Below are 14,249 nucleotides of genomic sequence, written 5' to 3' on the forward strand. Positions count from 1 at the left end.
AATTTTTCTACTTCTGGTAAAATCTTATTCAGGGTCTTTATCCTCCATTAATCTTAGAAAAGAGTTTACCACAATTCTCATGTAATCAAAAAAAATATCAATTCTAATTGAAGCCATAACTAAACTATTGATTATTTATATTTTTCCGTATAATCTGGGTCATTGAGTGTCATTAAATTATGGGATACAGAGGCTTTTTCAAGGTATTTGATTAGTTGTCTCTAACTCAGGGATAGAACTGCCTCTAATCCCCTAATAACAATAACTTCAGCCGTTCCTTCTCACAGCCACTTTTTTTGGTGCAAGATCTGAGTATAGACTTATCTGGCTAAGCACCAAAAGTTATGCAGCAAACTTTCAATACCAGGTTGATATCCCACAGGACTTAGCCACCAAGACCGCTCCGAAACGCACCACCTTTGAGCTCGCACTCATTTTACCCCTCGTCACCACCATTGGGACAGCCTATCCGAAAATTGTAACGGGCAAGATGCCCGTTCCACGCCTGATCCCCATTCCATCCACCGGTTCAAACAGTAAAAATGAGATGCACCCGATTCCAAGTTAAGAGCTGAGCAGAACAACTACCAAAGAGTCTTCATTGTTTATTCGGCAACTGTTTATTTAACTCAGCTTCTAAGCGCTGTCTAGCTTGGTCAATCCATTTGTCTTCATCTATAGAATAATGGGAGGCATATCCCAGGCAAGATTTCCAATTATTCATAATTCTTGCCGTATTTTTTTCACCTGCTTCTTCTAGTACCTGCGCTAGCAAACAGTAAGCTGGTGCCTTTGTCTTATCTAAATTAATAGCATCCTGGAGATGACGTTTTGCCTCAGCATAGCGATTTTGTTTGAGCCGAGCCCACCCCAGGTTTTTAAGCAAAGAGTATCTCAATATATCATTCTCAGTTAGGTATAGACCTCTTAGTAACAAGGAACTAGCCTGATAATATTTTTTGTCGAGAATATACATTCTACCTAAGTTATTATAAGCAACTTCAAAGTCATCTTGGACAGCAATTTTGTATTCAGCAAGAGCCTTTTGATATTCTTGTAGTTCCTCATAAACTAATCCTAATTTATAATGAGGTTCAACGTAGTCAGAATTAAGTAGAAGTGCTCGTTTGTAGCTAGATATGGCGGCAGCTAATTGTGGAGTATCATTATCAAACGTGTATCGATCACCAATATTTTTGTAAATTACTGCAATCTGAGGTAACGACAAACGAAAGGTAACAGAAATGATAAAAAGACTGAAGGCAATGCCACAACTTACTTCTTCCCAAAAATATTTAGGAATATTCAAACGGGTAAGAGCACGTTTGATTGACTCCTGTCCAGCTTTTGTTAGAGCGCTTCTACCGGCCAATAGTGTCAAGACGCTCTGAGTAGCAGCAACAAAAGCCCCTAAGGTATCTGGTCCACCACTCAGAAAGCGTGAGGAAATATCTACGGTTAAACTCAACGATGATGTTAGAAATACAACTGTCAGAATTTTCCATAGCCAGTCAAGATAATCCCATCGATGCTTTGGAGGTTTGAAGAACCACCACCAAGCGTCTACTTTAGGGTTCAAAATAGAATGCCATTCAGTTAGATCTACTACTGTGGTAATCTTATTAGTCTCTTTCTTTAATCGGTTATCTAGATCGTTAACTTTAATCAAGCTTCCTATAGGAATCTGTGATTGCTTGCTTAATTTGGCTTGAACTGTATCACGAGCAGTCAAAACCTCTAGAACTATTTCTTTTGATGGCGAACGGGAGCATCCCACTTTGGAAGAAACATACCGCATTAAGCTGTATGATCGTGATTCTACCGCCCACATCAAAAGATATATTTGCCAAAATGGGATGCTCCCTGGCCAGCTAGTGTCTTCAAGTTTAGTAAGTGTATCAGTATAACGTTGAATAGCAGACTCTAACGTTGATATAGCAGAGTTAGTCTTAGGAGTTTCTCCTGGCATAAGCTGACTTGACATTTGATTCCCTCACATTACAACAACCTTTTCTAAAATTAAGCCATTGTCTGAGTGATGGGAATGTTTTCAACACAGCCAGGTATAAGCGCGATCGCATCAACAATCACATCAGTCTTTGACCTACCAGTTTGGTCAACCTAGCAGCTATTTAGTTATGGGAGAAGGCTTGGAGGAATCCTAATGGCGATTTGAGGTTTAGTCACAGCATAAATCTAAATTTTATTCACTACCATTTGTATGACTAAGTGTTGCTATTGCTGTATTAATTCTTAACATTACGGTTAATGCCGTCTGGAGGTGTTTTTACTCACCGACATCAACTAGTTCGTTGGTGGGCAGTGCTTAGTCAGGGGATGGCAAACAACTGAATCGGTGTGATCCACTGCCCACCCTAGATTAAGTACTCAGTTGGTGGGCAGTGGGTAGTCAGGCGATGGCAAGCAACTGAATCGGTGTGATCCACTGCCCACCCTACATCTGTTCCGATTCCCGATTCCCGATTCCCGATTCCCGATTCTCACCAACATCAACTAGTCCGTTGGTGGGCAGTGCTTAGTCAGGGGATGGCAAACAAATGAATCGGTGTGATCCACTGCCCACCCTAGATTAAGTACTCCGTTGGTGGGCAGTGTTTAGTAAAGCGATGGCAAACAAATGAATCGGTGTAATCCACTGCCCACCCTACATCTCCTGATTCCCGATTCCCGATTCCCGACTCCCGACTCCCTTTTCAAAAAAAGACTTGACAAATCTACCTAGTAGTAGGTAGTATAAAGTCATGAAACAGAAAACTGCTCAACAAATCCTAGATGTAGCTCAATCCATGGTGCGCAACCGAGGCTATAGTGCCTTTAGTTACGCCGACATTGCCAAAGAAATAGGTATCCGTAAAGCTAGTATCCATTACCATTTTCCATCCAAGGATGATTTGGTAAAGGAATTAGTGAAACGATACCAAAAAAACTTGGCACGGAAATGTCTTGAGATTGAGCAACAGGAAACAACACCGCAAGCACAATTGAGAGAGTTTGTGAATCTCTATCGAGATGGTTTGCAAGACAATAAAATTTGTTTGTGTGGAATGTTGACAGCAGATTTTACTGTTTTAAATTCCGAAATCCAAGCAGAGATCAGAAGCTTCTTTTCTGTCACTGAATCTTGGTTAGCTAGACTATTGCACCGTGGCTGTGAAACCCAGGCTTGGCAGTGTAGCCAATCGGTGGAAGTGGAAGCAAAAATGCTACTTTCCATGTTACAAGGAGCGCAATTATTAGCCCGTGTTGCAGAAGATAGTAGTGCTGCTTTTGATCAGATTACTGGTGCATGTCTGGAAGAGAAGCTATCAGCTATCAGCGATTAGCTATCAGGGGTCAGCGATCAGCGATCAGCGATCAGCGGTCAGCTATCAGCTAATGGGCTAAAGCTAACAGGCTAGAAGCCTGTTCCACACTACTTGAGGTGCTGATGCGAAAGTCACAGGCTAGAAGCCTGTTCCACACTACTTGAGAATAAAATAAGCTGACAGCTGACAGCTGACGGCTGATGGCTGACTGCTGATAAAGGAATAATTTTTTTTATTCCTTTATCTACCTTCTAGTAGGTAATAAAAATAGATCAATCAATTAAGGAGATAATCATGTCACAAGCATTTGCCGGACAAAAAATCGTTGTTGTTGGTGGCACAAGTGGTATGGGTAAAGCGGTTGCTCAATTAATTCTTAAGCAGGGTGGTGCTGCGGTTTTAATTGGCTCACGTCAGCCTAAACTGGAAGAAGCAGTAACGGAACTTAGTCAATATGGAACGGTAGTGGGTGAGTTAGCTAATATCTCTGATCCACAGATGAGAAATGATTTAATTGATCGTTTAAATGTCAATCATAGTGATGCCACATTACTAGTAAATTCAGCAGGAGTGTTTCTCCCTAAACCGTTCATTGAGTATGAAGAAAAGGATTATGATCTCTATTTGGATATAAATAAAGCAACCTTTTTCATAACTCAGGCAATTGTCAAAAATATGATTAATAATGGCAAACCTGGTGCAATCGTTAATATTGGCTCGATGTGGGCGAAACAAGCAATAGAAGCTACTCCGTCTTCTGCCTATTCTATGGCTAAAGCTGGTTTACACTCCCTAACCCAACATTTAGCCATGGAACTAGCAAAACATAATATTCGAGTTAATGCGGTATCTCCTGCGGTAGTAGAAACTCCCATTTACGAAGGTTTCATCCCCAAAGAACAAGTCCATTCTGCTCTAGAAGGATTCAATAGTTTTCATCCCATTGGCAGAGTAGGAACACCTACAGATGTTGCTGAAGCCGTTGTTTATCTACTTTCTGAGAAAGCCAGTTGGGTGACTGGCGCGGTCTGGGATGTAGATGGTGGTGTTATGGCTGGACGGAATCAGTACAATTAGGCTTGAAAAGGGTGCATCTCATATTTGTAAAAAAAGGGGAGGGTGGGGAGATGGGGAGATGGGGAGATGGGGAGATTTTGATTAAGGGTAATTGTCATACCCTCCCCATGAGCGGCGGCATCAAGACAGTGAGATGCACCCCAAAAGTTACTCAAAAAAATGATAACTACTTTAGGAAAAATAAAATCTAAAAAAAAACGATAATATAGCGGCTATTTAAGAGCATAGCTTAACATTTTTTACCTATAAAAATAAGGTTTGTAGCTTTATATAACCCCCAATACCGGGCTACATTCCTTATTCAAAATATGATAGCTGTTCCGGTAGCGTGCGCGTAGCGCATAAGCTGATAGCTTACAAAAACAATTTATAAAATCTATTGACAAAAATAAATATAATAATTATGATTATTGTATATAAACCCATTGAAGTTGTTAATCATGTTTACAGACTTTGTTCCGAATCCTGACAATAATCCAGAGTATCTAATTCCGGGGAATACTTCTCAGATTTTTTTCGGGAAGAAAGAACCGGTTGAGCACAGGCTTAAGGGCTCCCGTAAGGCAGTAATGAATACCATCTATTCCCTGTATACCCAGGGCTACGCACAACTTTATGAGTGGACTCCTCTTGAGCCGAGTGGCATGCCTGGGGAAGTGATTAGTACTTTGACCAGGTATCTAATTCTGGATTAAGATTTTAAGTCGCTGGGGGGTTTCCCCCCTAGCTAAAAGACCAGGTCTAATCACGTAAGATCATGATCGGACTGGTCATGGAACAAAGTCACATAACATAAGTAGTGAAATCGACTTACTGTGGATTTCAGCCAGCCGTGGAAATAATTTCTACGGCTATTTTTTTATGGTTAGCAGGTTAGGAGGTTGAAGGTTAGAAGGTTGAAGGTTAGGAGGTTGAAGGTTAGGAGGTTGAAGGTTAGCAGGTTGTTCGCGTAGCGTGGCCTTTTGGCCAAGGTTAGGAGGTTGAAGGTTAGGAGGTTGAAGGTTAGGAGGTTGAAGGTTAGCAGGTTGTTCGCGTAGCGTGGCCTTTTGGCCAAGGTTAGCAGGTTGAAGGTTAGCAGGTTGTTCGCCTTTGGCGTTCGGTGTAGGGTAGGTTATCAAGTTGTTCGCGTAGCGTGGCCAATAGGCCAAGGTTGAAAGTTGTTCGCGTAGCGTGGCCAATAGGCCAAGGTTATATAGCGGCTCTTATAGTAATGAGGTAGACAGGATTTTTTCCCTATTGTCTATTCTTTGTTCCCTATTCTCTATTCCCTATTCCCTATTCCCTATTCCCTATTCCCTTTTGACTAATATTAATTAGCTAAAATAATCATAAAAATACGCTCTTTTTCTCCCCCCTCTCTCCACACTTCCCACCGGGAGCATGTCAAATTCGCATAACAAATGTACTAAAACGACTGATAACTGGTACTCAAGCCCGGAAAACAGTATAGTTCAAGGGTTTGTAGTTCAAGTGTTCTTACAAAATTGACCTGCTCCCATTCTGCTACAAGTGTTCATGGTGTGTTTACAAAAATTCAGACAGAGCCTAAAACTTTGCTCCGACTACTTATCCCTCTTCCATCAGACTGGGTTTAAAGCTTGAGTTTTCGTCGGCTGAAACAGCGTAATTTCGTCGAATTTTCCAAGAGTGATAAGAGCGTTATTGGTAAATTGGCAAGATTGTGATATCCTTTGTCGAGAGGATAGATGACAATCTATAAGGAGCAAGCAGCTAAAATGTATTTATTGTGCGTTCCAAAATCAAATGTTGAACACAATATACTTGAAGCTTATAGCATAAAAGACTTAAACGCATCTACCGTCAAAAAAATGTTCAAACTTATTAAGCAGTTTGGATATGTTATTATTCAGCTAAGGTCGTCACAGCACAAGGAAAATTTATTAGAATTATCGCAATATTTTGGCTCGATAGTCAAGCATGAACACTCAGATAAACATGGAATTGTACCCGTAACCCCTCTGGAAAATAGTCCTGGATATGTCAATACAACGACAACAGAACTACCGTTACATACAGATGGTTCTTTTGCTGTGGATCCACCAAAAATAGTAGCCCTCCAGTGCGAAGTTGCTGTAGCAAGTGGTGGTTTAACGACTATTGGAGATGGGAGATTACTGTATGATTATCTAACTGGTACAAATCCCTGTGGATTACTGAATTTATTTCAACCCGATGCCATAACAGTCCAGAGAGAAAATAGACAATCTACTAAACCTATTTTTGAAGAGCATGAGAGTAGAACACGCATCAGATTTAGATGGGATGATGCTGTTAAAATTTCAGTAAAACCAGAAGATTTACCAATAATTAAGACAATAAAATATTTTTTTAATCGACCAGAAAATATGTTACAGTTTAAATTGCAGCCTCAGCAAATTATTATCATGGATAATTCCAGAATATTGCATGGTCGTACTGCTTTTATTCAGGGCTCAAAAAGGTGGCTTAATCGCGTTTGGTTTGATGGTAAATCAGCTTATAGTGAAGAGTTTTGCTTTGGTTTTTCTCCGAGGGAAACCTTAGAAGAATTGAAACAAAAATGTTGTCTATAACTAAAAGGAGGAAAAAACAATGCGAATTATGTTAAAGTCAAAAATTCACAGGGCTCAAGTAACAGAGGCTAACGTCAACTATGTCGGGAGCATTACGGTGGATCGAACCCTGATGGAAAAGGCAGATTTGCTACCTGGAGAAAAAGTACTAGTAGTGGACAATACTAATGGCAACCGTCTAGAAACTTATGTCCTAGAAGGAGAAGCTGATTCAGGAGTAATTTGCATGAATGGCGGCTCCGCCCGTTTAGTTAGTCCAGGGGACCTTATTACTTTGTTAGCCTTTGACGTAACAGACGAAATCAATCCACCGAAAAAAATTCTAGTTGATGAGAATAACAAGTTTCTTCAGTATGTATAAGTAATGAAACTAGCAGCACGAGTTAATCAAGTCAGTCCTTCGCTAACATTGGCAATTACAACTAAAGCTAAGGCAATGAAAGCAGAGGGGCTTGATGTCTGCATTTTCGGTGTAGGTGAGCCGGATTTTCCTACCCCAGCTCATATTACCGCTGCTGCTAAGAAAGCTTTGGATGAAGGCAAAACTCGTTATAGTACAGTAGCTGGAGAATGGGCGTTGCGAGAAGCCATCGCCCAAAAGTTACAAACTGATAACAATCTCTGCTATTCTCCAGAAAATGTCTTGGTTACGAATGGGGGTAAGCACTCTTTATTTAATCTGATGCAAGCCCTCATTGAAGCAGAAGATGAAGTGATCATTCCTGCACCCTACTGGGTTAGCTATCCGGAAATGGTAAAGTTAGCAGGAGGAAAACCAATAATCGTTCACACCAATGAGGAAAATAGTTATAAAATTACTCCTGTTCAACTTCGTCAAGCAATAACCTCTAAAACACGGTTATTTGTACTCAACTCCCCCTCAAATCCCACAGGAATAGTTTATACCCCTGACGAGATTCGAGCCTTGGCAGATGTAGTAGTTGAAGAAGATATCCTAGTAGTCTCGGATGAGATTTACGAACATATTATCTATGATGGTGCTCAACACTTGAGCATTGGCGCTGTCAGTCCGGAAATATTTTCCCGCACTCTACTTAGTAATGGCTTTGCCAAGGCTTACTCCATGGGGGGGTGGCGGGTTGGCTACCTGGCTGGCTCCCAAGAAGTAATCCAAGCTATGAGCAAGATTCAAAGCCACAGTACCTCTAATGTATGTACCTTCTCTCAGTATGGAGCGATCGCGGCTTTATCTAGTTCTCAAAACTGTGTGGAACAGATGCGACAAACCTTTGCCCAACGTCGTCAGATTATGCTAGAGTGCCTTGATAGGATTCCTGGTTTAACCTGTCCCAAACCAAATGGAGCTTTTTATCTGTTTCCCAACATCAGCCAACTAGGGATAAAATCTGAAGAATTCTGCAATGGCCTGTTAGAGTCACAGCAAGTGGCAGCAATTCCAGGAATTGCTTTTGGAGCTGACGATCATATCCGCCTTTCCTACGCTACAGATACAGAAACCATTGAAAAAGGCATGAAACGTCTTGAGGTATTCGTTCGCTCAAAGTTTTGAGTTAACTACTAGTATACAGAGGGTGTTGATCATATGGTGGCAAACCAATTTACAGAAGCTGATACTGAAGCCTATTATGATAACTCGGACGAGCGCTACCGTATTTCTTGGCATCCAGATGGCAGCAAGCATTGGGGATATTTCGATAACTTAGATGACTCCTGTACTTATGAGGATTTTGCCGAGGCTTGTGAACGCTGGGATCAATATATGCTCTCTCAAAGCCAAATTACTGCTGACTCCCGAGTTCTAGAAATAGGTAGTGGAAACGGTAATGCGGCTATTAGGATTGCCCGGCAGAAGGGTTGTGAAGTAGTGGGGGTAGATCTAAGTACTACTCACATCAACAATGCCACAGAAAAGGCCAAGAAAAATCCATCCTTACGCTTATCCTTTCATAAAGCATCAGCAACGGATCTACCTTTTTATGACAGTTCCTTTACCCATGTCTGGAGTCAAGCAACTCTCTACCATATTCACCAACGCCAGCTAGCACTCCAAGAGATCTATCGTGTGCTGGAAATAGGGGGAATCTTTGCTTTTGATGACCTAGTAACACCAGTATCAAAAATCAATATTTCTACCCAAAAACATCTATACGAACGGCTGATCGTTAATGATATGTTTACCCCTGACTTCTACAAAAACTATCTTACCGACTTAGGTTTCAGGCTGTTAGAGACTATGGACTTAAGTCAACATATGCAAAAATGTTATCAAATTCGGTCTGCAATCATTCAACAGCAATATCCAAAACTAAGTAGGTCTTATCAGGAAAGTGCTGCTGCTGTGGAAGCTGGTGATGTAGGTTGGTGGTTCTTCCTCTGTGAAAAGTTAAGCAGCTAAGAGTTTTAACAAAATCCAACTATAAACGACTAGGAGGTTATGATGACAAAAAAATTTACAGAAGCTGATACCCAAAGCTATTACGATAACTCAGATGATCGCTATCGGATTTCCTGGCACCCAGATGGCAGCAAGCATTGGGGATATTTCGACAACTTAGATGAAGTCCACACCTATGAAGACTTTCTGCGTGGCTGCGATCGCTGGAATGAATATATGTTAGAACACAGTGGAATTTCTGCTCAGTCACGGGTACTGGAAGTAGGTTGTGGAAACGGTAAAGCTGCCGTCTGGATCGCTCAGCAAAAGGGTTGTGAGGTTGTAGGAATCGATCTTAGTGCCACTCATATCCGCAACTGCGAAATAAAAGCGAAGGATAATCCTTCACTAAATCTTTCATTCGAGAAAGCATCAATCCTCGATTTGCCTTTCCCAGATGAATCCTTTACCCATGCTTGGAGTCAAGGAACTCTCCTACATATTGAAGAACGAGGTTTGGCACTCAAGGAAATTAGCAGAGTCTTAAAACCCCAAGGACGGTTTGTTTTTGATGACTTAACTACCCCAACCATGGATATTAGTGAATCCACTCGCAAGCACCTCTACGAGCGGTTACTTGTTAATAATCTTTTTACCCCTGAATCCTATCGAGATAACCTGAGTGCGGCAGGTTTTAAGGTGCTGGAAGCGACAGATTTGAGCCAACATATGCAGAAATCTTATGCGATTCAGTCTGATAGAATTCGAGAGCAATATCCGGAACTTAGTGTGTCCTATGGCAAGAGTGCTGGAGCTGTTGAAGCTGGCGAACTGGGATGGTATTTTTTCAAAAGCGAGAAAGTAGGTAATTGATTTGGTTCACACCAGAGAGTTGATTGGCTTACAGGCAAAATTAGCTTTTCACTACCGAACTTGAGAGCAACAGTCAATATTTCTTTCAACAACCAAAAGTAATGATATACAAAAAAGCTCAATGGATATTGATTTGTCTGTGTTAGATCAAAAGGCAAAATATGACCCTATAATCCAATGTACTTCATAACTGCGGTAACCGCTGTAACTTCGCCAGTTGCTTCATTGATGGTTTCAAATTTTTAGCCATCTACAGCATCAACAAACTCACCATCAATGAAGCAAGGAGTCTCTGGTTGAAATTATGCCGCTAGTTGAGGCCAGTCTAATTTGTTAAGTTTCTCAATTATCTTTTGTCTTGCTTGCCATCTTTTTAATCTTCTAAACCATCCGTTCTCATATCGGTTTTATCCAACTGATAATGAGTTGGTAGTGCCTTACCATAAAGTTGGAGGCTGCGATATACTTTGCTATACATTTGTGGATCTTTAGTATAAGAAAAGACTGCGGTGTAGCGTGGAATAGACCCCTCCACTTTTGTTACGCGATGCAGGGAATAGCGACCTTTGAAAATTTGCAGATCCCCTGGTCTTAGATTCAAAGAGGTGACGGGAGTGCGATCGCCTTTGAGTACCTTCATCACACCATCATGATTCTCATCATGGCTCGATCTGATATTATGACAATACTCAAATATCCCCCCTTTCTCTGGAGCTTGAGTAATGACCGTTACCGAAACATGATTATTGTCAAAGTGCCACGGAAACTCCTGTCCTGGTTTAATCACGTTGAAGGCAATATAGGAAAGAGGGTCGGCATATTTGTATAGTTTTTCTTCCTTCAGGCAAGCTTGAATAAATGGTGCGAAAGCTGGCCAGTTATAAAGCTGAAGTATCAGCGAATCAGTGGGAAAAGAATCGGCACGAACAAAACCACTAGTGCGATTGAAGAAAAAACGTTTGGGATGCTCTTTGGGAAGAGATTCGTCATCCTCACTGAAGTAGACATTAGCGAGCATATTAGAGTAATGAGCATGAACTGACAGTTTCTCAGATTCTTTTTTGAACAATTCTAATGCCTCAGAATTAATAAATTCTGGAAGGAGACAACAACCCGTATCATCAAGCTGTCTTTGACAATCTGCAATTAATACTTTTCCGCGATCGCTGGATAGTCGATCGAGGGGATAGCGATCGAGGTTAACTAAATTGCTAGCTTCCTCTAAGGATGATAATTTTGGTAGATTGGTATACATATAGCAAAAAGCACCAAGGCAGAAGGTAGATTTATAAAATGTTCGAGCGCCTCAGAGCAAGAATCTCATGATCGGCGCTCTTCGTCGTTTGTAGTACAGCGCTGCGCGCTGATATATTGACAAGCTTTCCTATAATAAAGTGACTTGTCAATTTTATTCCATCATGACCAGACCCTATAGTCAGGATTTACGCCAACGGGCTCTTAATCTACTAGAAAAATGGATTTAAAACCTTTTCCTCAAATAGCTCCATCGCCAGACCTTTGAACCCCTTTAGATAAGACCTCTTGCATAAGTCTCATAAACCGTGGGTGTTGACAAGGCATGCATGCAAAAGGGATAGATTTTGATTTCATATTTATTTTTGCAAGAGGTCTAATAAAAATCTCCCCATCTCCCCATCTCCCCACCCTCCCCACACTTCCCACACTCCTATTACTTAACTCCAGACTGTACCCGCCACAGCATGGCATAAATTCCCTGTTGCTCTAACAACTGTTCATGTCGTCCTTGCTCTACTATTTTGCCTTGCTCAATTACATAAATACAATCAGCATTGCGGACTGTGGACAACCGATGAGCGATCGCAATGGTTGTGCGATTTTGGGTAATCTTTTCCAGGGAGCGCTGAATGGCGGCTTCGGTTTCATTATCAACAGCGGAGGTGGCTTCATCCAGAATCAAGATTGGGGGGTCTTTCAATAGTGCTCGTGCGATCGCAATTCGTTGCTGTTGTCCTCCAGATAGTTTCTGACCCCGCTCTCCGACAATGGTGTCATAGCCTTGGGGTAGTTGCATGATAAACTCATGGGCTTCTGCGGTCTTAGCGGCAGCAACTATTTCCTCGGTGGTGGCATCAAAAGTGCCATAGGTGATATTCTCTTCTACGGTGCCGTGGAATAAAAATACATCTTGGCTAACTAGACCAATGGCATGGCGTAAGTCTTTGAGCCTGAGCTGTCTAATGTCAATGCCATCAAGAGTTATCGAACCTGCTTGGATTTCGTATAGTCTTAATAACAGTTTGACTAAGGTACTTTTACCAGACCCTGTGGAACCTACTATCGCGATAGTCTGAGTGGCTGGGATGTGGAGGGAAAGGTTTTCTACCACAGGGGGGCGATTACGGTAGGCAAATGTGACATTATTTAATACCAATTCCCCTTTAACCTCAGACCTAGGTAATGGTGTATCCCCAGAGTGCATGGCAATCGGGGTATCCAGCAGATTCATTACCCTAGTAGTGGATGCCATGGCCCGTTGATACTGATCCAGGGTGTTACCCAGTCGAGTTAATGGCCACAGCAAGCGCTGAGTCATGAAAACTAAAACACTGTAGGTGCCTACTGCTAATTCCCCGGCGGCTGCGGACTTACCACCGTAGAGCAAAATTCCGGTAAATCCAAATAGGATTAACATCCGAATCAAGGGGACAAAGGCAGCAGAAAATGCGATCGCTTTCTGGTTACTGTGCTGATACCCTAGACTTTGTGACTCTATCCGCTTAGCTTCATACTCTTCCGCTGTAAAGCTTTTAATGGTAGTAATCCCAGTTAGATTATTTGCTAACTGTCCATTGAGTAACCCTACCTTTTCCCGAACTGCTGCATAACGGGGAGCAAGCAGACGTTGAAAGCTAATCGAACCCCAGAGGATAAAGGGGATAGGTATCAGAGTTATCCAAGCTACATTGGGAGCAACGATAAAGAAGCCCGCACTGATAGTAATAATGCTTGTGGCTACCTGGAGAATTTCGTTGGCACCAATATCGAGAAAGCGTTCTAGTTGGTTGATATCATCACTCAGGATAGACATCAATCCCCCTGTACTACTATCTTCAAAATACGCTAGTTCCAACAATTGCAGATGAGAGTAAGCATCTAGGCGCAATTCGTGTTGAATGGTTTGAGCCAGATTCCGCCACAATCGTTCGTAAGCATATTGAAAAACGGATTCCAATCCCCAAACAATAAAGCTCAGGAATGCCAGCAATACCAGTTGGCTAAAGATATCGGTGACTCCTAGATGGGCAATCAAGGAATCTTTTTGTTTGACCACCACATCCACTGCCATCCCAATCAAGACCGGAGGGGCTAAGTCAAAGATTTTGTTGAGGATTGAGCATGCGATCGCTTTCCCGATTAGGGAACGATGGGGCTGAGCGTAACCCATCAGCCGCTGCAGGGGAGAGTTGGAATGCTTACGCTTATTTGGTTTTGACGTTAACCTTGAATTTCGTTTTGACTTTAACGTTGAATTCAACACAGTAATTAACCCTGACTGATCAGGCGGAATGGGTTGTTATAGCGCTACGCGCAAGGGCTTTAGGCAACAGGCAACAGGCAACAGGCAACAGGCAAAGGTGCGCTTGACCTATTAAGACAGGACTTACGCAAAGACACCAGATAGGTCGTAGATTCTGATCAGACTAAATTCATAACTAAAGAAGGTTTTTTAAGTTCTTTAGTTAAATATGAAGATAAACTTTGGTGCTTAATTTTATAAACTGTACATTTAGTCAAGTAAGCTAGTCTTTTCAGAAAATTCCACACCAAAATAGCACAAGCAATATGGTTTCTTTGGATTCGAGATTTACGACACTGACAAGATTGTATGCCAGTCAATGTCTTGATGCAATAGCGAGTGGGGGAAACCACGGCAGTCGCTCATGGTTTGTTCGCGAAGCGTCGGCTACGCCGAAGTTACCGTAAGATAGTGGAGCCTTATTAACAAATATTTAACCCTTTTCTGCATAACCTGCTAACTATAAAGGCTCCACAATAAACAGG

The 14,249-nt window shown here is 41.7% G+C and carries 14 protein-coding genes and 1 pseudogene; 10 read left to right on the forward strand and 5 right to left on the reverse strand.

Features of this window, described 5'->3' with window-relative positions; translation table 11 throughout:
* Positions 1–598 precede the first annotated feature (598 nt).
* Positions 599–1,984: a tetratricopeptide repeat protein gene (locus BJP37_RS04155; protein WP_229415191.1), complete on the reverse strand. Its 1,386-nt coding sequence runs from the start codon at positions 1,982–1,984 to the stop codon at positions 599–601.
* Positions 1,985–2,762: 778 nt separating this feature from the next.
* On the opposite strand from BJP37_RS04155, the gene BJP37_RS04160 reads away from it, so the two are divergent.
* From BJP37_RS04160 to BJP37_RS04175, 4 genes are all read left to right on the forward strand, one after another.
* On the forward strand, positions 2,763–3,344 hold the full coding sequence (locus BJP37_RS04160) for a TetR/AcrR family transcriptional regulator (RefSeq protein ID WP_075896706.1): 582 nt from the start codon (positions 2,763–2,765) through the stop codon (positions 3,342–3,344).
* 276 nt (positions 3,345–3,620) lie between these two features.
* A complete protein-coding gene (locus BJP37_RS04165) occupies positions 3,621–4,403 on the forward strand; it encodes an SDR family NAD(P)-dependent oxidoreductase (protein ID WP_075896708.1) in 783 nt (260 codons plus the stop codon).
* A 50-nt stretch (positions 4,404–4,453) separates the two neighbouring features.
* Entirely contained in the window at positions 4,454–4,594 is a 141-nt protein-coding gene (locus BJP37_RS38430; RefSeq protein WP_158069408.1) for a hypothetical protein, read from the forward strand.
* Between the two features lie 249 nt (positions 4,595–4,843).
* Complete coding sequence (locus tag BJP37_RS04175; RefSeq protein WP_075896712.1) at positions 4,844–5,098, forward strand: hypothetical protein; 255 nt, start codon at positions 4,844–4,846, stop codon at positions 5,096–5,098.
* Positions 5,099–5,254: 156 nt separating this feature from the next.
* On the opposite strand, the gene BJP37_RS35580 is transcribed toward BJP37_RS04175, so the two are convergent.
* On the reverse strand, positions 5,255–5,581 hold the full coding sequence (locus BJP37_RS35580) for a hypothetical protein (protein ID WP_143727460.1): 327 nt from the start codon (positions 5,579–5,581) through the stop codon (positions 5,255–5,257).
* Between BJP37_RS35580 and BJP37_RS41885 the strand changes: the two genes are divergently transcribed.
* The 6 genes from BJP37_RS41885 (at position 5,574) to BJP37_RS04205 (ending at position 10,205) form a co-directional block, all read left to right on the forward strand.
* Entirely contained in the window at positions 5,574–5,720 is a 147-nt protein-coding gene (locus BJP37_RS41885; protein WP_214607742.1) for a hypothetical protein, read from the forward strand. The two genes, BJP37_RS35580 and BJP37_RS41885, sit on opposite strands and share 8 nt — an antisense overlap.
* Before the next feature lie 389 nt (positions 5,721–6,109).
* Positions 6,110–6,976: a TauD/TfdA family dioxygenase gene (locus tag BJP37_RS04185; protein ID WP_075896716.1), complete on the forward strand. Its 867-nt coding sequence runs from the start codon at positions 6,110–6,112 to the stop codon at positions 6,974–6,976.
* Positions 6,977–6,995: 19 nt separating this feature from the next.
* Entirely contained in the window at positions 6,996–7,337 is a 342-nt protein-coding gene (gene panD, locus BJP37_RS04190; protein WP_075896718.1) for an aspartate 1-decarboxylase, read from the forward strand.
* A gap of 3 nt (positions 7,338–7,340) precedes the next feature.
* The gene (locus tag BJP37_RS04195) at positions 7,341–8,507 is read left to right on the forward strand and encodes a pyridoxal phosphate-dependent aminotransferase (protein WP_075896720.1); all 1,167 of its coding nucleotides are present in this window, start codon (positions 7,341–7,343) and stop codon (positions 8,505–8,507) included.
* Positions 8,508–8,540: 33 nt separating this feature from the next.
* On the forward strand, positions 8,541–9,353 hold the full coding sequence (locus tag BJP37_RS04200) for a class I SAM-dependent methyltransferase (protein ID WP_075896722.1): 813 nt from the start codon (positions 8,541–8,543) through the stop codon (positions 9,351–9,353).
* A 42-nt stretch (positions 9,354–9,395) separates the two neighbouring features.
* Positions 9,396–10,205, forward strand: a complete 810-nt coding sequence (locus BJP37_RS04205; protein WP_075896724.1) for a class I SAM-dependent methyltransferase — start codon at positions 9,396–9,398, stop codon at positions 10,203–10,205.
* A gap of 373 nt (positions 10,206–10,578) precedes the next feature.
* On the opposite strand, the gene BJP37_RS04210 is transcribed toward BJP37_RS04205, so the two are convergent.
* From BJP37_RS04210 to BJP37_RS35585, 3 genes and pseudogenes are all read right to left on the reverse strand, one after another.
* Positions 10,579–11,460: a HalD/BesD family halogenase gene (locus BJP37_RS04210; protein ID WP_075896726.1), complete on the reverse strand. Its 882-nt coding sequence runs from the start codon at positions 11,458–11,460 to the stop codon at positions 10,579–10,581.
* 435 nt (positions 11,461–11,895) lie between these two features.
* The gene (locus BJP37_RS04215) at positions 11,896–13,632 is read right to left on the reverse strand and encodes an ABC transporter ATP-binding protein (protein WP_075896728.1); all 1,737 of its coding nucleotides are present in this window, start codon (positions 13,630–13,632) and stop codon (positions 11,896–11,898) included.
* A 251-nt stretch (positions 13,633–13,883) separates the two neighbouring features.
* Positions 13,884–14,093 (reverse strand): annotated as a pseudogene (locus tag BJP37_RS35585) (IS701-like element ISPlag1 family transposase); the annotation flags it as partial.
* Positions 14,094–14,249: the final 156 nt, after the last annotated feature.

The sequence above is a fragment of the Moorena bouillonii PNG genome (assembly GCF_001942495.1).
GTDB lineage: Bacteria > Cyanobacteriota > Cyanobacteriia > Cyanobacteriales > Coleofasciculaceae > Moorena > Moorena bouillonii.

Bases quoted from the DNA above. Each gene is read 5' to 3' on its own strand.
- BJP37_RS04195 (WP_075896720.1), top strand. From the start codon at position 7,341: ATGAAACTAGCAGCACGAGTTAATCAAGTCAGTCCTTCGCTAACATTG.
- BJP37_RS04155 (WP_229415191.1), bottom strand. From the start codon at position 1,984: ATGTCAAGTCAGCTTATGCCAGGAGAAACTCCTAAGACTAACTCTGCT.
- BJP37_RS04205 (WP_075896724.1), top strand. From the start codon at position 9,396: ATGACAAAAAAATTTACAGAAGCTGATACCCAAAGCTATTACGATAAC.
- BJP37_RS04200 (WP_075896722.1), top strand. From the start codon at position 8,541: ATGGTGGCAAACCAATTTACAGAAGCTGATACTGAAGCCTATTATGAT.
- BJP37_RS04210 (WP_075896726.1), bottom strand. From the start codon at position 11,460: ATGTATACCAATCTACCAAAATTATCATCCTTAGAGGAAGCTAGCAAT.
- BJP37_RS04185 (WP_075896716.1), top strand. From the start codon at position 6,110: ATGACAATCTATAAGGAGCAAGCAGCTAAAATGTATTTATTGTGCGTT.
- BJP37_RS04165 (WP_075896708.1), top strand. From the start codon at position 3,621: ATGTCACAAGCATTTGCCGGACAAAAAATCGTTGTTGTTGGTGGCACA.
- BJP37_RS04160 (WP_075896706.1), top strand. From the start codon at position 2,763: ATGAAACAGAAAACTGCTCAACAAATCCTAGATGTAGCTCAATCCATG.
- BJP37_RS38430 (WP_158069408.1), top strand. From the start codon at position 4,454: ATGGGGAGATGGGGAGATGGGGAGATTTTGATTAAGGGTAATTGTCAT.
- panD (WP_075896718.1), top strand. From the start codon at position 6,996: ATGCGAATTATGTTAAAGTCAAAAATTCACAGGGCTCAAGTAACAGAG.
- BJP37_RS04215 (WP_075896728.1), bottom strand. From the start codon at position 13,632: ATGGGTTACGCTCAGCCCCATCGTTCCCTAATCGGGAAAGCGATCGCA.
- BJP37_RS04175 (WP_075896712.1), top strand. From the start codon at position 4,844: ATGTTTACAGACTTTGTTCCGAATCCTGACAATAATCCAGAGTATCTA.